Origin of the sequence: Nocardia sp. NBC_00403 (assembly GCF_036046055.1) — a bacterium.
Classification (GTDB): domain Bacteria; phylum Actinomycetota; class Actinomycetes; order Mycobacteriales; family Mycobacteriaceae; genus Nocardia.
In genome coordinates this window covers 766,763-789,753 of the sequence record NZ_CP107939.1, presented here as the reverse complement: position 1 = coordinate 789,753, position 22,991 = coordinate 766,763, and the positions used below count along the sequence as shown (strand labels likewise).

Here is a 22,991-nt window from a genome sequence, read left to right as displayed (position 1 = left end):
TCCAGCTGGTCGCCGACAGTCTTGTGGACCGTGACTGTCCAGCTCGGGCCGTGACTGTCCCGCTCGGCCTGGACGCTCGGCCCTGACGTCAGGTCTTCGGCGTGATGGATCCCGCTCCAAACCCGACTTCCCCACCCGGCCGGTGTTCTGGCTCGTCCCATTCTCGGGCGACGCCCATCGGTGTGCGGCACAAGGGTGGTGGCGATGCGCTGAGAAGCGCCTCCGAGGTGTGCCACTCATCAAGTCTCGCCGAGTAGTTCGATGTGACTCGAAGGCATGGCCTGTCGAGCTGCACTCGTCGGATGACGCTGGGTGATGCCGGGTCGGCTACTGGTGCTGTGGTGTTCGAGGTGACCAGGATGCGAGGAGCAGGCCGCCGATGAGTAAGGCGACCCACAAGAGGTGAGCGGCCGCAGAGATGGTGCGGCGTGTGGAGTGGGATTCGGTGTCCCGGTCGGCGGCTTCGGGCACTCGGTACAGCGCGAGATGGGTGTCGCTGTAGACCGGGTCGAGCTGGGCGAGAGAATTTTTCGACTCGCCGAGCGGGCCGGGGGTGGTGCGCTCCAGCAGGACCCAGCCGACGCCCAGTTTTGCCAGGCCTGTTGCCGTCCCGCCGTGCAGCAGCAGACTTTCCACCTCCCGCGCGCGTGCGCCTTCGCCCGCGACAGTGCGGCCGTGCACCGGAAGCTCGCCGGTTTGCAGGACATCGTGGGGCAGCATCCGTGGCGCCGGATCCAAAACCGGTGCGCGACCACTATACGGAAACCGGCGGAACATGCCGCCGGGCAGCACCGCGACATCGCCGGGCCCAACGATCCGCTCCGCGACCCGCTGCCACCCGATCGGATAGTGCACGGGCCGGATCGCGCCACTCACGCCCCATCCGAGGTCGAACATCGGCAGGGTCAGCAGCGCGATGAATATCGTTGCGGTCAGCGATATTACGGCCGCAGTCTTGCGCCCTTCCGGCGACCTCGTCACCGTGTTCGTCGATGCTGGTTCCGATGCTGGTTCCGATGCTGGTTCCGATGCTGGTTCCGATGCTGGTTCCGATGCTGGTTCCGATGCTGGTTCCGATGCTGGTTCCGATGCTGGTTCCGATGCTGGTTCCGTCCGAGATGCCGCTGCGGCTGTAGCTGAGGAGCGCAGCGGGGATGCGGCCCTTGGTATCTCATCCGTGGACTGGCAATGCGGCTGTGCCAGTGTGGCATTCGCCGCTGGGCGGTCCTTCGATGCGAACAACTGGGCGACGGCATTGCATCCGGCCGCCGCGCACAGCGCATATGCGGGCATCGCGAGCGCTACGTATTTCTGGGTGTCGCGAAGCAGACCCGCGCCGGGGACCGAGGTGACGAGCCACTCCAGCACATCCCGGCCCCACGCTGTAGCGCCCAACGCGGGCAGCGCGATGGCGACGGCGGCCAGGACCAGCAGTCGTCGCCGCGTCTGTACGCCTGCGCGTTGGCTGTGGGCGATGAAATAGATTCCCGCAGAGGTATTTCCGGCGACAACGGCGCGGATGCCCGTCGCGACAACTGCGAGTAGGAAAAAGGTGCCGACGAGGGCGAGCAGTGTGGTGCGGGAGTTCGGAACGGCATCCGAATTCCAGATGCCGCCGAGCCCGGCCAAGCTGCCGAGTGTGCCGAGGCCTGGTTCGGCGCGGGCGGCGAAGGCGGCAATGCCTGCCGGGTCGGAGGGTTCGGAACCGGCCGCGGACAGTGCTGTCGCGGTCAACCATGGCGCGGACGCGGCCAGCAGCAGCACCACCGTTCCCACTATGTTTCGGCGTCCGACCAGCACAAGTGCCATGAACCCGGCCAGCAACGCGCCCGTCGGCGTGAGCCCAGCAGCGGCGAGGCACGCGGCCAACGCCCCCCAGTGCCCGAACGCCGTTCGCCCTCCGCCCTTTACCTGGAAGGTACGGCCGAGCGCATCGGTCGAGTGGGGTGCATCGTCGGGTCGGCGGGTGCCGCGCGCTCGGCGGAGATGCGTGGATGACCGAATCCGGTAGGCGGCCAACGCTGTCCAAGGGAGTGCAGCGTATCCGGCCAGCAGACTCCAATGACCTTGCAGCAGGCGTTCGGCTACGTAGGGATTCCACAGCGCGACGGTGGTCGCCACCAGTTGCGGGCCCGTGGTCACCCGCAGCAGCTCGCGGGCCAGGATCGCAGCGCCGTATCCGGCGGCCCACAGCGCGACGAGCAGTATCGCCTTGACGATCAGGCCGCCGTCCACGATCGGTGACAGCACCACGATCAGCGCGTCCTGCGGGACGGCCCGCGGAGCGGCGTCGCCGAGACCGAGAGCGGAGTCCGTCGGATAGGAACGCGGGGTGCTCACCGCATCGCGCAGCAGCAGATAGCCGGAGCCGAGCAGCGGACCGGTGATGAGCAGCGCCAATATCGCGCTGTAGCCGGCAGGGACCAACCTCGCCCACCGGTCGTGCCGAGCCTGCCCGTCGCTCACGGTTGTCGACCCTACGTCCCGGTCGCGACCTCCGGCGTTGCCGGGGCAAGTCCAGGTGCGGCGAGCGTTGTGGGCGGACTGTGGTGCATTGCCCACTACTGGTTGCTGGTGCCGGGTGCGAGGCCTCGGGCAGATGGGGTGTGGGCTGTGGGTTGTGGGTTGTGGGCGATACTTCGCGACCGCGGGGGTGGGTGTGGGTTGTGGGCGATACTTCGCGACCGCGGGGGTGGGTGTGGGTTGTGGGCGATACTTCGCCACCGCCGGGGTGGGTGCGGGTGTCGACGACCGGGGCGGGGCGGGCGTGATGGCCGGTGAAGTGGGACGATGGCTGCGTGCCTGATGTCCGTCGCCTACCCGTTGTGGCGGATCTGACGTTGGTGACAGCGGGAGCGATGACCGCCAATGTGGCGGGGTATCTGCTGCAGTTGCTGGCCGGGCGGTGGCTGGGGGTTACCGGCTACAGCGAGTTCGCGAGTCTGCTCGCGGTGCAGTTGTTGTGTGCGGTGCCTGCGCTGGCTTTGCAGAATGTGGTGGCACGAGAGTTGGTGCGGGGCGCGAGTGTCGCGGCGCTGCGCGGATTGCAGTGGCGATGCGCGGTGATCGTCGCGGTGGTCGCTGCGGTGCTGGTGCCGTTGGTGACGGCGGCACTGAGTGTCGGAGTCGCGGCGTCGGCCGCCGCGCTGGGTGCGGCGCCCGCGTTGGTGGTGCTGTCCGGTGAGCAAGGCATGCTGCAGGGCGGCAGGCGGTTTCGGGCATTGGCTGTCGTCCTCGGCACGGCAGGCGTGGCACGGGTCGCGCCCGCGCTTGCGGTGCTCGGGCTGGGGGGCGGTGCGGCTGCTGCCTTGTGCGCGGCGGCGCTCGGGATCGCCACGGCGGCGGTTTTCGCGCGGTGTGTAGTCGGATCACCGCCCGCGCTGTCGGGCACCGACCGCGAGGCACTCGACGCTGTCGACCGCGGTCCGAGCTTCGTCGGCGTACTCCCGGTGCTGCGGGCCGCGCAGGCGCAGGCGGCATTGATGGCGCTGTCGTCGGCCGATCTGATCGTTGCGCGGATCGTCTTGGGCGAGGAGGACGCCAGCCGGTACGCCCTGGGCGCCATCGCCGCGAAGATCGCCTTCTGGTTGCCGCAGGCGGTCGGTGTGGTGCTGTACCCGCGGATGGCGCAGCCGACGCATTCGGCGCGTGCGATCCGGGATGCGCTCGCGGTGCTGTCCGGCATCGGGGTGGTCGCGGTGCTCGGCGCGGCCGTCGCGGCACCGCTGGCACCGTTGTTCGCGGGGCGGGACTATGCGCCGATCGAGGGCCTGCTGTGGGTTTTCGCACTGCAAGGCGCCATCCTCGCGGTGCTGCAAGGAGCGCTGTTGTCGGCGATCGCGGTGGACCGCACCTCGCTTGCCGCGGTGACCTGGGTCGGTCTCGCGGTCGAGGTGACGCTCATGCTGTCGCTGGCGCGTTCGGTGGCGTCGCTGATCACCATCGCCGTGTGCATCGCGGTCGCAACGACACTCATTGTCGCTCTGGTCGTCTTGCGCACCGCGGATCAGCCGGGGCGGGCCGAGCCGCAGCACCTCGCTGGTTGAGCCACGGACACCGGCCGCGCTCACCTACGATCAGCCCCATGATCACCGCTGTGCACACCCTGGTCTACGCGGAAGATCCCGACGCGGCACGCGCGTTCTTCCGCGATGTGCTGCGCTGGCCGAATGTCGATGCCAACGCCGGCTGGCTCATCTTCGGAACCGGGCCGAGTGAGCTGGGGGTGCATCCGGCCGATGGCCCACCCACGCACGAGATTTCGCTCATGTGCGACGACCTGGACCACACCATTGCCGAATTGGCGGAGCGCGGAGCGCAATTCGAGGGCGATGTCGCGGAGCGGGCCTTCGGCCGCTGCATCGGCATGCGCATTCCAGGCGCCGGGACGATGCTGCTCTATCAACCCCGGCACCCGGTTGCCTATCCCTTGGGTGCGCCGCTGCCCTGAACGGAAACGAACTCGGCCCCCGGCGGGAAGCCGGGGGCCGAGTTCGACAATGCTTGCTATCAGCGCTTTCGCTGTCAGGGGCGCTTGTTGATATTGATCTGCTCGGTGGGTGCGTCGTCCGCGCCGCGATGCGGGTGCACAGCGGTCGCCGCGGCACCGCTGCCAGGCTGGGCCGGAGTGCCACCGCGCGGAGCCTGGGTGCCGCCGCGCGGAGCGGTGGCGGGGCTCGCGCCGCCACGGATGCCGAGGACGACACCGGCGATCAGGGCGATCGCACCGAGAACACCGAAGATGATCGGCATGATGCGGCCGAACAGCGACAGCTTGTCGATGTTCTCCTTGGCCACCGAGATCTGCGACTCGACGGTGTTCTCGTCGAAGATAAGGTTCGACTTCAGTGCGGTGACCTCGGGCTTGTCGCCGCTGCGCGCGTAGAACAGGTGCGGCTGCTCGCCACCCTTGATCACGGTGCCGGTGTCTGGCTCGACCCACAGGTCGCGGATGTTGGTGTACCACCGGGTCATGGTGACCGGGGTTTCACCGCCTTCGACGCCCCACTTGGCGGCGGGCAGGCTCAGCCTGTTGGTCGGCGCCTGCACCACGTCCCACATGTTCGTCACCGGGACGTGCTGCTGGAAGTGGTAGACCTTCATGCTGTTGATCTCGGTCTCTTCGACGAAGTTGGCGTCGTAGGACTTGCGCGCGTTGATGTCGAAGTACGGGTAGGTCTTCTTCTCGGTGCCGATGGGGAATCGGTACTGCAGACCGGTGTGCTGAACCGGGTCCGCGATGCTCTGGCCCTCCTTGTTCACCGAGACCGCGATGGAGCCGTTGGGCTCCTTGTCGACCGGCATGCCGTTCTTGCGGTCGATGGTGACCCGGTCGACGGTCGCGGTGAGCAGCCCGGTGTCGGCCTGCTTATCGATGCGGCGCAGCGTCTGACCAGCCTGGATGGTCATCTCGCTGGCATCGGAGGGATCTTCGACCGTGAGGAACCGCTGCGAAACCAGCGGCACATTGGTGTCGACCTTGGCCGAGCCTTCGGGTGCCGTGAGCGACTTGGAGTCGAGCACAAGGCTTTCCGAGCCGGGCTGGCTGGTGGCGATGGTCGTGATCTCGAGGTCGAGCGGAGTCTTTGCCAGTTTGCTGACGGTGTACGTCGGGATCATCACCGCTGCGACAATCAGCAACGCGCCGAGACCCACGAGCAGGCAGGCCACCGTCCTTCTGGTTCCGGCACTCAGTGCCATGCAAACTCTCCTCGTCGTAGAACACCGGTCATTCCGGCGAGTACTGCGGGCACGCCACGGCACTCGTGAGCCCCGACACTAACAGTCCGGTGTCGTACCATGCGGTGTCGAGGCCGGAATCGACCCGGAAATCGCCCGAGTTTAGCGTGAAGTGTGAAACGGGGGGTTCTCACCTGGGCGAGCGCACAAGGCAGACTGGAGCTCGATGACCGCAACCATGCCCGCGCCGACCGCCGCAGCCACAGCGACGGCCGTACCCACCCGACCCCGCGGCTTCCTGCCCGCGCTGGAAGGCATGCGCGGCATGGCGGCGCTCGGCGTCGTCGTCACCCACGTCGCCTTCCAGACCGGTGCCGCGGGAACGCCGGTGCTCGGCCGGATCTGGGAACGCTTCGATATGGCAGTCGCGATCTTCTTCGCGCTCTCCGGTTTTCTGCTCTGGCGTCCGCATGCCGCGGCGGCGCGCGGCCACGGCGGCGCGCCCACTGTCGGCTACTACCTGCGGCATCGCGCGGCGCGCATTCTGCCCGCGTACTGGGTGGTGGTGTGCGTGGCATTGGTGCTGCTGCCCAGTGCGGCAAGCACCGCAGGCCTGCGGGTGTGGGTGGCGAACCTCGGTTTGTTGCAGGTGTTCGTGCCGTTGACGCTCACCGATGGGCTCACGCAGATGTGGAGCCTGTCGGTCGAGGTGGCCTTCTATCTTGTGTTGCCGCTGTTGGCGTTCGCGTTTATCCGGTTGCGTGGCGGCGCCGCCCGCTGGCGCATCCCCGCGATCGTCACCTTGGCGGTGGTGACGCTCAGCTGGAACTTCATTCCGGTGCCGACTCCCGACGCGATTCACTCCGACAACTGGCTGCCCGGTTATCTGCCGTGGTTCGCGGCAGGCATGCTGCTCGCCGAGCTCGTCGATAATACGGATTCGCTATCGCGCTGGCGTCGGATCGCGGGCAACAAACCACTGATGTGGACCGTCGCGCTCGCCGCTTTCCTGTTCTCCGCCACCGATCTCGGCGGCCCCGCCGGCCTGACCCGCGCCGAACCCTGGCAGTACGCGGCGAAAATGGGCCTCGGCACTATCATCGGTTTCGCCCTGCTCGCGCCCTTAGTGCTGCGACCGCCGACCGCACGCCCACACCGGTGGCTGGAATCTTCCGTCGCCGCGACTATCGGCCGCTGGTCCTACGGCATTTTCCTCTGGCATCTCGTCGTGCTGTCGGTCGTCTTCCCGGTCTTCGGAATCCTCCCGTTCCACGGCAATTTCGCCTACGTCCTTGCGCTCACCATCGCCCTCACCCTGCCTGTCGCCGCGGCCGGCTACGCCCTCGTCGAGGAACCCGCCCGCCGTTTCGCTCGCCGCCGCGATCGCGCTCGATCGGCCGGTCAGTCCTCGAGTTGACGGCGCATGTCGAGCAGGTGGTGGCGTAGTTCGTGCAGTGTGTGCACGGCGACCCAGCGCACCGAACGTTCCTGCGGTTCGGGGAAGAGGTAGATGATCGTGCGATCCCAGTCCACGGGCGCCAACCGGTCGAGCACGTTGGCGAATAGCAGGGCCGCGTCGCCGAGTTGACGGGCCACGTCCGCCGGTTGCTGCTCGGCGTACCCCTCGTATTCGACGCGCTCGTCTCGGCCCATGTTCTGTGCCGTCGGCGTGTCCTCTCGGCGGGTGAGCAGCACCCGCTCACGTTGTGCGAGCAGGACATCCCGCATGTGGCAGGCGTATTCCAGCGGTGACCACACCTCCGGCCGCGATCGTCGTCGCAGTTCCTCGTGGTCGCCGCGCAGCAGGGTCGCGTACTCCGCGGCATGGCCGCGAGCCAATTCCGGTACCGCGCGGGCCATGGCGAGGTCGTACACGAAGCCGCATTCCACACAGTCGGTCACGCCCCCGAACCTAGCAACTGCGTCGCCGGACCACTCGAAACGCACAACGACGCCGGAATAGTCGGCAGGCAAACCGGAACGTCGATGGTGCTGGGGTAGCCAGTGGTGGTCCCTCGATTCCGCTCGGCAGCAGCCGGGCGCAGCGAACTCACGGCCCTGCCAACGGCGCTCGACAGATCGAGGTAGCGCACGTCGAATCAGCCGCAGCGTCGGATTCGTTCGTGCGTGTGCGGCGCGGCAGCGGCCGGGAAGTCTCCCGGCTATCGGCTTGTCCGTGTGTCAGTCGGTCTTACGCGGTGCGAGCGCGGCGACTCCCACCGCGATCACGGCGATCAGCGCGGGCACCTGCACCCACAGCGAGCCGCCCATGTATCCGCCAGGGGCACGCCACGGTCCGGTGGACAGCGCCGCTGCGGCGACAGCGGTCCCCAGACCAGCCAGGGCCGCAAGGCTTTTCGACACCGCACGGGGGGCGAATCTGGCCCCTGCGATACCCGCGATCGTCAAAACGGTTCCGACCGGTCCTGCGATCACGGTGATGGCTGCGCTCAGCCCGATCTCCCCGAGCAGGCGATTGCTCCGGTTGACAGGAGTGGATCGATCTTCGGTGCCGGGGGTCTGGCCCGTGGCGAAGCTGGAGTGTGCGGCGTCCGAAGCGGTGTGGTTGTCGCTGGAGTCGGTGGGGTCGACGTTTTCGCCGGTGTGGTTGTCGCGCAAGTCGGTGAGGTTGACGTCCCCTGTGGTGTGGTTGTCGCTCGAGCCTGTGGGATCGGCGTCCCCTGTGGTGTGGTTGTCGCTCGAGCCTGTGGGATCGACATCCGAGGCGGCGTGGTCGGCGCGCGAGTCCGTGCGGTCGATATCCGAGGAGTCGCGTGCCACGTCCGAGTCCGCGGGGACGGCCGTATCAGGTGATGTCCCAATGCCGATCGGCTTCCGATGCTTGCGTGGTCGAAGCGGGATCGCGAGTGCGACAAGGGGGATCAGGAGCAGCAGCCCACCGAAGATGCCGAGGCGGTACCAGCGATCTGCGGGGAACTCGATGGTGAATGGGCCCTTGGCGGCTGCGGGAACAAGCCAGGCCTGCTGCCAGCCGTCGACGATGACAGGGTCGAGGATGGTGCCGTCCGCTGTCTGCGCCCGCCAGCCGACGTTGTTGCTGAGCGGCAGCACCAGCAGTCGGGTGCCGGGCATCGAATCTTCTCGACGCTGCGTGTCGGCCTCGGACGCGGGTAACTGCTGGGCGTCCGGCGCTAGCGGGGCATTCGAGCCGGTCTGTGCCGGGTTCTCGGCGTCGGTCCTCGCCTCGGTGGTGAGATCGGTCCGGTCCAGGCGTAGTCGGTCGACGAAGAAGAGATCGGTGGGTGCGACGGTGACGTCGGCTCGGCCGGGTGCGACGGCGATGTCGGAACTCTCGGAATCAGGCTGGGGTAGTTCGGAATTCGGGCAGACCCGGGCGGCGATCGGTGCGCCGGAGCGTAGCTCGTCGACGGTTGCGGTGAGAGTGGTGTGGACGAAGCGTCCGCCGAGGGCGATCGTGGGTCCGTCCGTGCACGCAATGGTGATGTGCCGATCGAGCGCGGCCGGTACGGGGTAGTCCGGCCCCAGCACGGTGACCTCTGCGAGCCCGGGCGGCTGGGTGACGACGAAGCCGAGCGCGGTGCGGTCGAGCACGTCTTGCCATGTCTGCACACTGAGTTCGATGCGGTCGGTGACGCTGGGGTGCAGCGAGATTCGGACGGGTGCGCCCGGCTCTCGCGGCTCGATTTCACGCACCTGCGGCCCGTCACCCAGATTGACCACCACCGCGGTGGGTGCGGCGGGCAGTCCGCCCGCGGAGGAGGTCAGTTCCAGCCCGGTCACGAGGGCAGGCTCCGGCAGCTCGATCGTCAGTGTCGGCTTGCCGCCGGTGAGGTTACGGACCGAACCCTCCGGTGCGGTCCAGCTGGTGCGCGGATCACCGTCGGTGGCCGCGAACGCGGAGCCGCGCAGATCACCGACATCGGCTCGGCCGCGGGCCACCGGTCGGGTGTGGTCGGTGAGCAGTGCCGCCAAAGCTGGCCCCTGCCTGGTGCGGACGGTCAGCTGCGGGGTGACCGTCACGGGTGCGGGAACCGAGATCGTGCGTTCGAAAGTGCCGGGTTCCTCCGGGGCGAGGGCGAGCCCCTTGCTGCACCGCACTCGATCCGGCGCATCGAAACAGGCACTGCGGCCGGGGAATTCCTGCCCGAGATCCCATGCCTGCACCTGGGCGCCGGACGGCGGCGGTGGCAGCACGGTCCGATGCCGGATATCGACGCGCACCGGTTTGTCACGGACGGTGTAGTCCTCCAGCGTGATTTCACTGATGCCGAACTGTCCACCCCGCGTGCCGGTTTCGGTTCGGATGGCGGTGATGGACAGCCAGTTCGTCCGTCCGGCGGGCAGCGAGATGGACACCGGCGCACCGGGTTCGGATATCCGGGCCGAGACGCTGCCGTTCGCAGTGCGCACCTCCACCCATTTCACGGGGTCCCCGATCGCGGCGGCACTGGTGGACAGGTGCAGCAGTCCGGAGCTGATCGGCTGGTCGAGGTCGAGTCGAAGCCATTGTCCGAGTGCGCGTTCGATGCCGTTGCTGATCCACGCGGTCGACGGGTCGTCGTCGACCACCGCCGCGGTGGAGCTGCCCGGCGCCGCGCCGCCGAGCTGGGTGGCATCGCCCGCCGAGCTGGACGCGGTGATCGTCGCGCCCGACCATTCCCCGCGCACCAAATCCGCACCGGGCACCGGGTAGTCCGGCACCAGATTGTGGGTGCGGCGGGCGTCCTCGGTGGCGCGCAGCGCGGAATTATGGTTGTCGACCCTGCCGAAATCGGCTTCCCGGTCCATCGGGGTATCCGTCACGGTCAACGGACCGATCGGCAGCCCGGCTTTGCTCGCGTCGGACGCGAGAAGTACCGGTGTATCGGCCTTTCCGCGGTCGCGCCGCAGCCGTTCCAGCACTTCGGGCCCGCCTTGGATCACCGGCACCGTCGCCAGCGGCACCGTGTAGGCGCCGGGAAAAGATTTCGGGGCACCCGGCCCGCTGCGGACGTCGGCGGGAGTTCCCGGCGGCGGCACGTCGACCCGGTAGATCTCGATGGCCGGGTACACGGGGCGCAGGTCGCCATCCGCGACCAGGTCCTCGGCGATGACGGCCGTCTCGATGGGCGCGCCGAATTCGGTCACCTTTGTCAGCCCCGGCGAGCCGTCGAGCGCCTGGTGCGCCAGCATCGGCCGGGTCGAGCGGGAGGTTTCCGGGTCGAGATCGTTGCGCAGCACCAGGATTCCGATGCCCTGATCGGCGAGTGTCGTGGCGAGTCCGGTCGATGGCCTGCCGTCGGCGATCAGCCGCTGCACCGAATCCATCGCGCGGATGGTGCCGGGCGGGTTCAGCGGCACGGCGTCCCGTACCGCCCACGGCGTGCTCGCGAGCGCCTGCAGCGGTTCGTCACGGGTCAGTCCCCATACCTGACTGCCGAACGGTGCGCCGGGCACGATCAGCGCGCGGGTATCGGAGGCGTTGTGTGCCAGCCAGTCCGCGGTGTGCTGCCAATACTCGGGGATGTGCTCGTAGGAACCACGTGGCGCCAACTTCCCTGTCCACGCCAGCGAGGTGGACAGCACCAGCGCAGTGAGAATCAGCGCGGCCACCGCCACCGACCGATCCCGCTCCGGATGCGCGAACGCACTGCGCCATACCGGCATCGGCACCGCAGCGGGCAGCGGCACCCTGGCAAGCAGATGCGCGAGGCCGAGCACGAGCGGAAGCCGGATCAACGGCTCCAGCTTGTGCACATTGCGCAGTGGTGCACCGCCGGAATCCAGGAAGGTCCGCACCGACTCCGCGAACGGTCCGCTCAACTCGCCCGCGTAACCGGCGCAAATCCCGACAAGGCCGACGATCAGAATGAGTGCGAGCCGGCCCCGATACGGCATCGATCGCATGGCAAGCCCTGCCATCCCCGCCGCCGCGAGCAGCCCGGTCGCGAGTACGGCCGCGGGCTGGGTGACCAGCACCGCGCCCGCGATGCGTTCCGGCGACACGAACGGCGTCCAGCTGTCGGTGCCGCGCAGCACCTCACCGAGCGACGCCCACTGGGTGGTCACCCCCGAGGATTCGATGTAATCCAAAAATGGCGGGCTCACCTTGCCGAGCAGCAGCAGTGGCACCGCCCACCAGAACGTGGCGAGCATGAGCAGTGGAATCCACGCCCGGGTGAACCGCCACCAGTCTCGATTCGCCTGACGGGACGCCGAACGAGCACGCTCGATGCCAGTTCCGCCCGGGTGTTGCGCTTGCCTGGGTAGCGGTGAGCCGCTCGCCGCTGATGCGCTGCCGGGCCGGGTTCGGTCCGAGCCGTGCGCCGGAGCTGAGGTAGCCGCTGCTGATGTGCAGCCCGGCGTGCTCCGCCGAGCGGTGCGTGCCGGGTTGAACAGTGGCGAGGCGGCCGCCCACCACAACAGTGCGGGCAGGAAGGCGGCGACGGTCGCCACCGCGTTGACCGAACCCATCAGTGCCAGCGCGAGCGCGCTGCCTGCGGGGGAGGTCGCGCCGCGGCGGCGGTATGCGGTGCCCAGCGCGGCGGGACCGAGCAGGACCCACGGTGCGAGCATCATCGGCAGCGTCTCCGAGGAGATCGAGCCGAGGGTGGTCAGTACGCGCGGCGACAGTGCGAAGGCGACAGCCGCGATAATGCGGGACCCGCGGCTGCCGATGCCGAGTGTCTCGCAGAGCCGGATGATGCCCCAGAACCCGGCGAGCAGCAGCAGTGCCCACCAGATCCGTTGTGTCACCCAGGCGGGCAAACCGAGTACATGCCCTGCGGAGAAAAACGCGCCGTGCGGAAAGAAGTACCCGTACGCCTGGTTCTGCACCTGGCCCATCGGGGCCTGACTGCTCCACAGGTGGGCGGCGCGTTCGAGGAAACCCAGCGGATTCTGCGCCAGGTCGTACTTGGTGTCGGCGACCGTGCGGCCGGGCGCCTGCAGAAACGTCAGCAGGAACGCCGCGACCACGGTCCCGACGAACCATCGTCTACCGAGCGGGGCGGCGCCGATCTCGCGACCCGAGCCGTGCGGCCCGCCGTCTCGGCTGGGCGCCGCTGCGGAGGAGCCGAGCGAGTCGGCGGATGAAGCGGAGGTCAGCGGCTGCCGTACTCGACGCTGTTGAGCAGCGAGGAGTCGGAATCACCGGTGTGGTCGATGTCCGGACGCGTGTTCTGCTGCACAGCCACGGTGATGATCAACACCGCGATCGCGCCCAGCACGGCGCCGGCGACCGCACTCGCAACACCAGGGACAGCAAACTTCATCGCGGCACTCCAATACATCGATGCAGGCACATTCCGGGTCAACCTAGCAGTAACACTGCGCTTCGCGTGCGTTCAGCCCGTCGATAACCGACATCAACGGGCGCAGCCGCTGACATCCACCGATTGCGACCGCTCGACAAACGATCCATCCGGCGCGGTTACGGCCCGGAGCCGACGGACAAGCTTGTCGATCCGCACGGCGCTGTATTCCGTCATGGATGTCGCGGTGGTGGCTGTGACTCCGGGTCGAATGGGCACGTTCTCGGGCCGCCGTCGGCGGACCGCTTGTTGGAACCGGATCAGCCTTCCGGGATCGCGCAGTGCAGGCTGCCGAGCAGGGTGCGGAGTTTGGCTGTGGTCTCGTCGAGTTCGGCGTGTGGATCGGAGGCGGCGACGATGCCGCCGCCCGCGAAGGCGCGCACCGAGCGGCCGTCGGCCGAGAGTTCCGCACAGCGGATGGCGACAACCCACTCGCCATCGCCGTACTCGTCGCACCAGCCCACCGCGCCGCCGTAGAAGCCGCGGTCCTCTTCCATGTGAGTGATCGTGTCGAGTGCCAAGTCGGTCGGCGTCCCGCAGACCGCCGGTGTGGGATGCAGCAGCAGCGCCAGATCCAGGGCGGTGGTCGCGGGGTCGCGCAGTCGGCCGGTGATCGGTGTGGCGAGGTGCCAGACCTCATGGGTGTTGATCAGCTCCGGACCGTCGGGGATGCTCAGCTGCGCGCACACCGGGGTGAGTTTCTCCCGGATCCAGTCGACGACGAAGGCATGCTCGTCACGATTCTTGTCGCTGGCCAACAATTCGCGTGCCTGCGCCGCGTCCGCCTCGGGATCGGCGAGCCGTGGCAGCGTGCCTGCGAGCGGCCGCAGCGTGACGGTGGTGCCATGGCGCGCGACCAGAACTTCCGGCGTAGCGCCGACCAGCGTGACACCTGCTCGTCCCGCGGGTGTCAGGTCGACCGCGAACACATTGGCGTGCGGATGCCTGGTGAGCAGATGTCCGGCCACCAACTCCGGATCGAGTACATCCTGTGCCTGCGCCAGTACCGATCTGGCGGCAACGACCTTGCGCAGCCGCTGCCCAGGATCCTGCAACTGCTCGACCAGCTTCGTCACCCGCGCGACATGCTCTGCCGGACTGGGTATCTCGGTGACCACCGCCACCGCGGGTAGCTCGGGCAGGGCGGCGGGCCGCCATGGTCCCGCAGTGTGCTGTGCCCGTTCCGGGACGCTCAGCGCGGCGGGCTGCCGCGGATCGAACGGCAGCGCGCCGACCACCAGCTTCGCGGTGCCGTCGCGCAGTGCCGCCACCGCTCGCGTCGGTTCGTCGAACGCGATCCGCCTACCGGACGCGCGAACAACACCACCTGGCTGAGCGAGCAGAAAACCGTCCATGATCCCTCGACCCTAATCGCACTGCCGGACGGAGTCCGTCGCCAGTCGCGCCGGGCCGAGCGAAGGCGAGGCAGCCGCTATTGCGCCGGGCCGAGCGAAGGCGAGGCAGCCGCCTAACACCGCCACCCCGCACGCACCGCCCATCAGCGACCCATATCTCACCGCTGCGGTCGCGCCGCCGAGTCGGTGGCGCATGGCCGCTGCAACATGCCGCGGAGTCTCTCCACGAGCTGCCACTCGTCGGGCTAGCGCCGGGGCTCCTTGCCCGGCGGCACCATCAGGACGGGCCGGTGGCAGTGCTTGAGGACGGCGTCGGCGACGCTGCTGTGCAGCAGGGCGCGGATGCCGGTGGCGCCACGAGTGCCTGCGACGATGATGTCGACGTCGAGGTCGTCGGCGCATTCGACAATGGCGTTCCAGATCGTCGTGGTGCATTCGGTGGTGCGCGCCTCGGCATTCAGGCCGGCGAGCTTGGCCAGCCGGACGCCCTCGGTGTTCACGCTGCGGGCGTCGACGTAGGCGATGTCCTCGACCTCTTCGTCGGGCACCCATTCCGGCTGCATCACTCCGGACAGGCCGGACAGGCGCGCGGCTTGGCGCACCATCGGTTCCCATGCGGTCAGCACCACGGCCCGGTTCGCGGAAAGGAACCGTCCGGCGTATTCGATGGCCCGCTTGGCATTCTCGGAGCCGTCATAAGCAATGAGCATCAGATCGCAGGGCACGATGACCTCCTGGTCGGAGTCACATGGCTACGCAATCAGGCTACTCCGGGAGGTCACTGTGGCGGCCGCGCCGCGCGCGGGCAATCGGCCGCACGAAATGGGTGAATGGTCGATGTAGGCAGGCGGCCGGCGCCCCGATTGCCGGAATACTGTTCGGGGCCAAGCGAATCCCCGCACCGGACCGGCCAGCCGCGCGATCGGTCGCCCAACACCGCAGCTGGTCACCGTAAACCCAACTGGGCAGGGTAGGGCGCTCGTCCGCTGCGGCGGGTCGCACCCCGACGCGTCGGGGTCTGCGATTACCGTTGACACTCATGCGGAAGACGCCTCTCGTTCTGCTCGCTATCCTCGCCGCCGTCGCGACCTCGTGCTCGAGCGGTGACACCATTACCGCCACGACAACCTCGCGGGCGCAGCCGACCGACGCGCTGCCGGGATCCGCATCGGGGGTACCCGGCACTGCATCGGCAAAACCGGATTGCGCGGCCGACTATCTCGCGCGATTCACGCCACGTCAGAAGCTGGCGCAGCTGTTGACCGTCGGGGTCACCGGCGCCGCCGATGCCACGAATGTGGTGGGCACCGAACAGGTGGGCGGTATCTTCGTCGGCGGCTGGACGGAGCAGGCACTGCTGGCCGACGGTCAGATCGGCCAGGTCACGGCCGCGGCCAAGGTTCCGCTGATGGTGACCATCGATGAGGAGGGCGGCCGCGTCTCTCGAGTCAAGGACTTGATCGGCGTCGCGCCCTCGGCACGGGTGACCGCGCAGACCATGACGCCCGAACAGTTCTACGACGCCACGCTGACCAGGGGCAAGGCGCTGAAGGACCTCGGCGTGACGGTGGATTTCGCGCCCGACGTGGACGTGAGCAGCCAGCCCGACGATTCCGTCATCGGTGACCGTTCGTTCTCCGATGATCCGGCCGTGGTGACCCGCTACGCGGACGCCTACATCCGCGCCATGCGCGAGGTCGGCGTCGGCACGGTGATGAAGCACTTCCCGGGCCACGGCTCCGGCTCCGGTGACTCCCACACGGGCGCGGTTCGCACCCCGCCGCTGGACCAACTGCAGACCGTCGACCTCGCTCCGTTCCGCACCCTGATCAACTCCGGCGCTGCGGTCATGGTCGGTCATCTCGACGTGCCCGGCCTCACCACCCCCGGCATCCCCGCCAGTATCAGTCCCGAGGCCATGTCGCTGCTGCGGGACGGCACCGGATACGGCGCCGCGCCTTTCCGTGGCGTCATCTTCACCGACGATCTCGGCGGCATGGCCGCGATCACCAGCCGGATGAGTATCGAGGAGGCGGTCGAGGCGGCGCTGGTCGCGGGCGCCGACAACGCCCTGTGGATAACCACCGACGCGGTACCGCAGGTGCTCGATCGTCTCGAAGAGGCGGTGTCGAGCGGTCGCCTGCCTGCCGCCCGCGTCGATGCCTCTGTGCTGCGTATCGCGCGCTACAAGGGCGCGCTGACCTGCTGAGCTGACGCTCGAGCCGTGTTGTCCGAGGCCGCCGTCCCGCAGTGATCGGGGACGGCGGTTGTCGTGTGTGCGGAGCGCGGGCTCGATCCGTGATCGCCCGGCGTTCCCAGAGATGTACAGAGTCAGGTGACGGGACGCGTCGAGTCCGGCATGATCACCGGGCCGATCAACTCCGGGTCGGCGGATCGTCCCTGGCGTTGTGACATCTCATCACCGCGATATCGGGCGACTGGTGAGCAAATCCAACCCACGGAACTTACCTTGGAGTAATATAGGAACTTCACCATGCGGTAGGAGAGTGGATGGCTGGCGGGACGAAGCGACTTCCTCGGGCGGTTCGTGAGCAGCAGATGCTCGACGCCGCGGTCGAGGTGTTCTCGCGCAAAGGCTTCCACGACACCTCGATGGATGCGATCGCCGCCGAGGCCAAGATCTCCAAGCCGATGCTGTATCTCTACTACGGCTCCAAGGACGAGTTGTTCCGCGCCTGCATCCAGCGCGAGGGGCTGCGATTCATCGAGTCGGTGGCACCGGCGGGCAACCCGCAGTTGTCCCCGCACGAGCAGGTCCGTACCGCGCTGGAGGGTTTCCTCGGTTTCGTCGACAGCAACCGTCGCTCCTGGCAGGTCCTCTACCGCCAGGCGATCGGGCAGCAAGCCTTCGCCTCGGAGATCGAGAACGCCCGCGAGCGCGTCATCGAGCTCACCGCCAAACTGCTCGAGTCCAGCGCGAAGCATGCCGAGCCTGGCACCAACTTCGACGTGGTGGCCGTAGCGGTCATCGGCGCGGGCGAAGCGATCGCCGACCGCGTGGCCGCCGGGGGGATCGAAGTCGGCGAAGCCGTCGACCTCCTCGACGACCTCGCCTGGCGCGGCCTCGCGGGTCGCAAGAAAGCCGAGTAGCTCGGCTCTGGCGAGATGATTGCCGCTCGGCTTGCCACGTCGTCGACGGGCTGACAGAGTGCGGGAGTTCATCGAGTAAGGACCGGCTGATTCGGTGGCAGCCGGGGAGGGACGGGGCGGAATTGTTCGGGATGTTGCGGCCGTGTTCGCATGGCGCGGAGAAGTACGGCATCGACGCGACGGAGTGGCGCACCCATATGTGTGGGCTGTGTCTGGGATTGCGCGACGGGCACGGGCAGTTGGCGCGGACGGCGACCAATACCGATGCGATCGTGCTGAGCGTGCTGACCGAGGCTCAGCTCTCCGGGCCGATGGCGCGGACCGCCGCGGGGCCGTGCGCGTTGCGCGGCATGCAGCGGGCCACGGTTGCCGCTGCCGACTCGCCGGGTGTGCTGCTGGCATCGACGGCATCACTGTTGTTGGGCGCGGCCAAGATTCGCGATCATGTCCAGGACGGTGACAGTTCGGCGCTGACCAGACGGCCGATGGCCAAGGTTTCCGGCCGGTGGGCCGAGCGGGCACGTTCGCAGGCGAGCCTGATCGGGCTGAACGTGGAACCTCTTGTCGCCGCGATAGATTCGCAGGTCGAACTCGAACGTCGCGTGGGTGGTGCACAGTCGACGCGCGCACGGCCGACCCTGGATCAGCTGACCGCACCGACCCAGATCTGTGCCTCGGAATTGTTCGGGCACACCGCGGTGCTGGCCGACCGTCCGGAGAACATCGCCGCATTGCGCGAGGCGGGTAGACATTTCGGCCGTATCGCGCATCTCGCCGACGCTGTCGAGGATTTCGACGCGGACAGCACGCGCGGTCGGTTCAACCCGCTCGCGGCCACCGGAACGACCATGCCGGAGGCTTATGACCTACTGCGGCAATCGGACTCTCAGGTCCGCGCGGCCGTCTCCGCGGCCGGGCTGGATCAGGTGCCAACCGTCCGCTGGATGCTGCTGGACCCGCTGCACGCCCTGGTACGCAAGGTGGGCCGCGGCGTCGGCGCAACTGCTAACGCCTGCAACACATCCCGCGACAAGGTGACCTTGCAGTACCCCGGTCCGCCCAACACCGGGCACCGCCCGCCGACGCGCCGCCCCGGCCTGGGCGAAGCTCTCGCCTTGGTCCTAGGTGTCTACTGCACCGGCCACGCCTGCTGCGCCGACCACACCAGCCCGTGCTCCGGCCGGCGCAAAGACGCCTGGATCAAGAATTGCGACTGCGGTAACTGCTGCGATTGTGGTGACTGCTGTGGTAATTGCTGTGACTGCGGCAATTGCTGTGACTGCGGCTGCGACTGCTGAGACATTGTCGTCGACAGCGTGCCGGAAAAGCCGGAGCCGCACCTGCATTCGAGGTGCGGCTCCGGCTCCAGCTTTGTTCAGCGCAGCGTGGCAGTCAGGTGCGGGTAACCCTTCTTCGGGTTGCGCAACGCCAGATCCCAGCCACCGTCGACCTGATCCGCGTACACGTTCACCGTGGACGGCAGCAGAATCGGCTTGCCGAACTTGACCGCGTAGGTCGTCTGCTCCGGGATGCGGCCCTCGATATTGCCGAGGATGTTCGCCGCCGACCACATGCCGTGCGCGATCGCCTTCGGGAAGCCGAAAGCCTTGGCGCCCAACGCGGAAGTGTGGATCGGATTGTGATCACCGGACGCGGACGCGTACCGGGTGATCGTCTTCTGATCCACCCGCATCGTGCGCAGCGGCGGCGGCGGAACCTCGTCCGGCTTCGGCTCCGGCTTCGGTCCACCCGACAGTGAGGTGCGCTGCTGGTGCAGGAAGGTGGTGACCTGACGCCACACCAGCTCCCTGCCGACGTTGACCTCGGTTACCGCATCGACGAGCAGACCCTTCGGGTGCTCGCGCAGGTTCTCGATGTGCGTCGTGAAGTCCAGCGGCTCGCTCACCGAGATCTCGCGGGTGCGCTCGATCAGGTTCTGTGCGTGCACCGCACCCACCGCGACGAACGGAAAGTCGCGCGCCACCACCAGTTGCATGGCAAGCGGGAAGCTCAGGATGAACGGGTAGGTCAGCGGCAGCGAGTCGTTGAACCGCAGTCCGGTCGCCCGGCAGTACGCGGCAAGGTGGTCCGGGTCCACCTTGAAACCCTCGAGCCGGACGGTCCGATCCGGCAGGGTGGACTTGCGTGCCGAGACCAGCGGCACCGGGACCGCGCCGAGTGCGGCCTTGACGAACAGGCTGCTGTTCTTCGGAGGTTCGGTAAGTGTGATCAACTGCGTCTTCTCCCGACCTGTTCCCGCCCGTGCCATCATGCTCCGATCAGGCTCTGCCCGCAGACCCGAACCACGTTGCCGCTCACCGCGTTCGACGCCGGGCTCGCAAAGTAGGCGATGGTCTCGGCCACGTCGACGGTCTCGCCGCCCTGCAGCAGCGAGCTCATCAGGCGGCCCGCCTCACGGGTCGCAAGCGGGATGGCGGCGGTCATCGCGGTCTCGATGAAGCCGGGCGCGACCGCATTGATGGTGATGCCCTTCTCGGCCAGCTTCGGCGCCTCGGCGTTGACCATGCCGATGACACCGGCCTTGGAGGCGCCGTAGTTGGTCTGACCGCGGTTGCCCGCGATGCCCGCGATGGAGGACACGTCGATCACGCGGCCACCTTCCTTGAGCGCGCCACGGGCGACCAGGCCCTCGGTAATGCGGTGCGGCGCAGCGAGGTTCACGTTGATGACCGATTTCCAGCGGCCCTCGTCCATATTGGCGAGCAGCTTGTCACGGGTGATGCCCGCGTTGTGCACGACGATGTCGATGCCGCCGAAACGTTCGGTGGCGAATTCGGCCAGCTTTTCCGCGGCGTCGGGCGCGGTGACGTCCAGTGCGAGCGCGGTGCCGCCGACCTTGTTGGCGGTGGCCGAGAGCGCCTCGCCCGCGGCTGGGATGTCGGCGACGATCACGGTGGCGCCGTCACGGGCGAACACCTCGGCGATGGTCGCGCCGATGCCGCGGGCCGCGCCGGTGACCACGGCGACCTTGCCCTCGAGCGGGCGATCCCAGCTGGCGGGCGCGGCCGCGTCGTCCTTGCCGACCCGGATGACCTGGCCGTCGACGAACGCCGACTTGGCCGAAAGCAGAAAGCGCAGGGTGGATTCCAGTCCGGTCGCGGTCGGGGCCGCCTCCGGGTGCAGGTACACCAGCTGGGCGGTGGCGCCGCGCAGCAGTTCCTTGGCGACGCTGCGGGTGAAGCCCTCCAGCGCGCGCTGGGCGATCTGCTCGTCCACGCTCGCGGTGAGCTCGGGGGTGGTGCCGATCACCACGATGCGGCCCGACGCGGCGACACTGCGCATGGCGGGCTGGAAGAACTCGTAGAGCTGCGAAAGGTCCTCGATCGAGCCGATGCCGGTGGCGTCGAAGACCAGCGCACCGTACTTCGCGCCCTGGCTCGGTGCGTCGGCGAAGGTGTAGTCCGACAGCAGGGTGCGCACCGGCTCTGCGACGCGGCCCTTGCCGCCGAGCAGCACCGGGCCGGGCAGCGGCGGCTCGCCCTTGGTGTAGCGGCGCAGGGTCTGCGGCTGCGGCAGGCCCAGCTTGCTCGCCAGGAACTGTCCGGGGGCAGAGTGTACGAACGATCCGTAGAGGTTGGGAGCACCCTTGCTCTTGTTCGCTGCCACTGTTTCTCCCTTTTCTGTGTCGTGTGTGTGCTCGACTCGCCGGTGGCTGCCGGCCGACCGGTGTTGCTCGTTCACTGCACGTCCCCAGGCGAAATTACGCACTTGCGCGGGGTACGGTGTCGACAACAAACTTACTCCAGAGTAAGTTTAAAGTAAACCAACGCGACGGTGCGCCGATCCGCACGGAAATTTCCGTGCGAGCACCGGGGCGCCGGCCAACCCCGACGAGACCTGGAGACTCGAGTGACAACCAAAGCCCGTTCGGCGAAGAGCACGGCCAAGAAGGCCCCCCGCCCGGTTGCGATCGTGGGCGGCAACCGGATTCCGTTCGCCCGCTCCGACAAGGCCTACGCCCACGCCTCCAACCAGGACATGTTCACTGCCGCGCTCGACGGCCTTGTCAGCCGGTTCAACCTGCAGGGCGAGCGCCTCGGCATGGTCGTCGGCGGCGCGGTGCTCAAGCGCGTCGGCGAGCACGGCATGGTCCGCGAGAGCGTGCTCGGCAGCAAGCTCAGCCCCTACACCCCGGCCCACGACCTGCAGCTCGCCTGCGGCACCGGCCTGCAGGCGATCGTCACCGTCGGTGATGCGATCGCGGCCGGTCGCATCGACGCGGGTGTCGGCGGTGGCACCGACACCACCTCCGACGCTCCGATCGGCGTCAGCGAAGGCATGCGCGAGTGGATGCTCGACGCCAACCGCGCCAAGAGCAACAAGGACCGGCTCAAGCTGGTCGGCCAGCTGCGTCCCGGCATGCTCGGCATCGAGATCCCGCGCAACGCCGAGCCGCGCACCGGGCTGTCGATGGGTGAGCACGCCGCCATCACCGCCAAGGAGTTCGGTGTCGCCCGCGAGGCGCAGGACGAGCTGGCCTACCTGTCGCACAAGAACATGGCGGCCGCCTACGACCGTGGCTTCTTCGACGACCTGATCACCCCGTTCCTCGGCCTGACCCGCGACGACAACCTGCGCCCCGGCTCGACCGTCGAGAAGCTGGCCACCCTGAAGCCGGTCTTCGGTGTGAAGGCGGGCGCGGCCACCATGACCGCGGGCAACTCCACCCCGCTGACCGACGGCGCCTCCGCGGTGCTGCTGTCCAGCGATGAATGGGCCGCCGAGCGCAACCTGCCGGTGCTCGCGCACCTGGTGGACAGCGAGGTCGCCGCCGTCGATTACATCCACGGCCCCGACGGCCTGCTGATGGCCCCGACCTACGCGGTGCCCCGCATGCTGGCCCGCAACGGCCTGACTCTGCAGGACTTCGACTACTACGAAATCCACGAAGCCTTCGCCTCCGTGGTGCTCGCGACCCTGCAGGCCTGGGAGTCCGACGCCTACTGCAAGGAGCGCCTCGGCCTCGACGGCGCGCTCGGCTCGATCGACCGCAGCAAGCTCAATGTCAACGGCTCCTCGCTCGCCGCGGGCCACCCGTTCGCCGCCACCGGCGGCCGCATCGTCGCCTCCGCCGCGAAGATGCTGGCGGAGAAGGGATCCGGCCGCGCGCTGATCTCCATCTGCGCTGCGGGTGGTCAGGGTGTCGTAGCCATCCTGGAGCGCTAACCCGCCTCTCCGCGTCTTCAGGCCGGACTCGGGTGCCGCAAGGGTGGCGTCGGCGGCCGGCGGAGAGGTGATGGGTGAGTTCGCCGGTACCCGGTGAGTTACCCATGTGCTGACGAAATCAGTTGTCCTGTAGGGACGGCTGAAAGTGAGCACACGACGAGAGGGGTATTCGGTCGGTTTCCCGATCGGATACCCCTTTTGTCGTATCCATGCCGGACCGCCCGGCCGCGACGTCACTCGAGCGTGAGGTCATCTCCAAACCAACTGGGGTCCATCGTGTTTGGAGCTTTCTCTGGTATTGCCACCGGTGGCGGGACCATCGCGCTGTGTGTCTTGCGCCTTGATGTACGTCCTGAGCCTCGCCGGGGTCTTCGCCCGCGATAAA

16 protein-coding genes are annotated in these 22,991 nt (G+C 68.1%); 7 read left to right on the top strand and 9 right to left on the bottom strand.

Features of this window, described 5'->3' with window-relative positions:
• Positions 1 to 327: 327 nt before the first annotated feature.
• On the bottom strand, positions 328 to 2,466 hold the full coding sequence (locus OHQ90_RS03455) for a hypothetical protein (protein ID WP_328407244.1): 2,139 nt from the start codon (positions 2,464 to 2,466) through the stop codon (positions 328 to 330).
• Between the two features lie 332 nt (positions 2,467 to 2,798).
• Between OHQ90_RS03455 and OHQ90_RS03450 the strand changes: the two genes are divergently transcribed.
• Together OHQ90_RS03450 and OHQ90_RS03445 are read left to right on the top strand one after the other, a co-directional pair.
• Positions 2,799 to 4,046, top strand: coding sequence for a polysaccharide biosynthesis protein (locus tag OHQ90_RS03450; RefSeq protein WP_442941302.1), 1,248 nt, complete (start codon positions 2,799 to 2,801; stop codon positions 4,044 to 4,046).
• A 38-nt stretch (positions 4,047 to 4,084) separates the two neighbouring features.
• Positions 4,085 to 4,450 carry a VOC family protein gene (locus OHQ90_RS03445; RefSeq protein ID WP_328407242.1) on the top strand — a complete coding sequence of 122 codons (366 nt, stop codon included), beginning with the start codon at positions 4,085 to 4,087 and terminating at the stop codon, positions 4,448 to 4,450.
• Positions 4,451 to 4,524: 74 nt separating this feature from the next.
• On the opposite strand, the gene OHQ90_RS03440 is transcribed toward OHQ90_RS03445, so the two are convergent.
• Positions 4,525 to 5,700 (bottom strand): DUF3068 domain-containing protein, encoded by a 1,176-nt coding sequence (locus OHQ90_RS03440; protein ID WP_328407240.1) that lies wholly within the window; start codon positions 5,698 to 5,700, stop codon positions 4,525 to 4,527.
• Between the two features lie 205 nt (positions 5,701 to 5,905).
• Here OHQ90_RS03440 and OHQ90_RS03435 point away from each other — a divergent pair, with 205 nt between their 5' ends.
• Positions 5,906 to 7,096 carry an acyltransferase family protein gene (locus tag OHQ90_RS03435; protein ID WP_328407238.1) on the top strand — a complete coding sequence of 397 codons (1,191 nt, stop codon included), beginning with the start codon at positions 5,906 to 5,908 and terminating at the stop codon, positions 7,094 to 7,096.
• On the opposite strand, the gene OHQ90_RS03430 is transcribed toward OHQ90_RS03435, so the two are convergent.
• The 5 genes from OHQ90_RS03430 to OHQ90_RS03410 form a co-directional block, all read right to left on the bottom strand.
• On the bottom strand, positions 7,081 to 7,539 hold the full coding sequence (locus OHQ90_RS03430; RefSeq protein WP_328412505.1) for a DinB family protein: 459 nt from the start codon (positions 7,537 to 7,539) through the stop codon (positions 7,081 to 7,083). The genes OHQ90_RS03435 and OHQ90_RS03430 overlap by 16 nt on opposite strands.
• Positions 7,540 to 7,860: 321 nt before the next feature.
• Positions 7,861 to 12,660 (bottom strand): alpha-(1->3)-arabinofuranosyltransferase domain-containing protein, encoded by a 4,800-nt coding sequence (locus tag OHQ90_RS03425; RefSeq protein WP_442941439.1) that lies wholly within the window; start codon positions 12,658 to 12,660, stop codon positions 7,861 to 7,863.
• 83 nt (positions 12,661 to 12,743) lie between these two features.
• On the bottom strand, positions 12,744 to 12,914 hold the full coding sequence (locus tag OHQ90_RS03420; protein ID WP_328407234.1) for a DUF2613 domain-containing protein: 171 nt from the start codon (positions 12,912 to 12,914) through the stop codon (positions 12,744 to 12,746).
• A 299-nt stretch (positions 12,915 to 13,213) separates the two neighbouring features.
• A complete protein-coding gene (locus OHQ90_RS03415) occupies positions 13,214 to 14,308 on the bottom strand; it encodes an isochorismate synthase (RefSeq protein ID WP_328407232.1) in 1,095 nt (364 codons plus the stop codon).
• A 245-nt stretch (positions 14,309 to 14,553) separates the two neighbouring features.
• Positions 14,554 to 15,033 (bottom strand): universal stress protein, encoded by a 480-nt coding sequence (locus OHQ90_RS03410; RefSeq protein ID WP_328407230.1) that lies wholly within the window; start codon positions 15,031 to 15,033, stop codon positions 14,554 to 14,556.
• A gap of 314 nt (positions 15,034 to 15,347) precedes the next feature.
• Between OHQ90_RS03410 and OHQ90_RS03405 the strand changes: the two genes are divergently transcribed.
• The 3 genes from OHQ90_RS03405 to OHQ90_RS03395 all read left to right on the top strand — a co-directional run bounded on the left by OHQ90_RS03405 (position 15,348) and on the right by OHQ90_RS03395 (position 18,717).
• On the top strand, positions 15,348 to 16,517 hold the full coding sequence (locus tag OHQ90_RS03405) for a glycoside hydrolase family 3 N-terminal domain-containing protein (RefSeq protein ID WP_328407228.1): 1,170 nt from the start codon (positions 15,348 to 15,350) through the stop codon (positions 16,515 to 16,517).
• Between the two features lie 302 nt (positions 16,518 to 16,819).
• The gene (locus tag OHQ90_RS03400; RefSeq protein ID WP_328407226.1) at positions 16,820 to 17,419 is read left to right on the top strand and encodes a TetR/AcrR family transcriptional regulator; all 600 of its coding nucleotides are present in this window, start codon (positions 16,820 to 16,822) and stop codon (positions 17,417 to 17,419) included.
• Positions 17,420 to 17,550: 131 nt separating this feature from the next.
• Positions 17,551 to 18,717 carry a DUF5685 family protein gene (locus OHQ90_RS03395; RefSeq protein WP_328407224.1) on the top strand — a complete coding sequence of 389 codons (1,167 nt, stop codon included), beginning with the start codon at positions 17,551 to 17,553 and terminating at the stop codon, positions 18,715 to 18,717.
• A gap of 77 nt (positions 18,718 to 18,794) precedes the next feature.
• On the opposite strand, the gene OHQ90_RS03390 is transcribed toward OHQ90_RS03395, so the two are convergent.
• Both OHQ90_RS03390 and OHQ90_RS03385 read right to left on the bottom strand, forming a co-directional pair.
• A complete protein-coding gene (locus OHQ90_RS03390) occupies positions 18,795 to 19,691 on the bottom strand; it encodes a MaoC/PaaZ C-terminal domain-containing protein (RefSeq protein ID WP_442941301.1) in 897 nt (298 codons plus the stop codon).
• A complete protein-coding gene (locus tag OHQ90_RS03385) occupies positions 19,688 to 21,046 on the bottom strand; it encodes a 3-oxoacyl-ACP reductase (protein WP_328407222.1) in 1,359 nt (452 codons plus the stop codon). Before OHQ90_RS03385 ends, OHQ90_RS03390 begins: the two co-directional genes overlap by 4 nt.
• Before the next feature lie 243 nt (positions 21,047 to 21,289).
• Here OHQ90_RS03385 and OHQ90_RS03380 point away from each other — a divergent pair, with 243 nt between their 5' ends.
• Positions 21,290 to 22,606 (top strand): acetyl-CoA C-acetyltransferase, encoded by a 1,317-nt coding sequence (locus OHQ90_RS03380; protein ID WP_328407220.1) that lies wholly within the window; start codon positions 21,290 to 21,292, stop codon positions 22,604 to 22,606.
• The last annotated feature ends 385 nt before the right edge of the window (positions 22,607 to 22,991 follow it).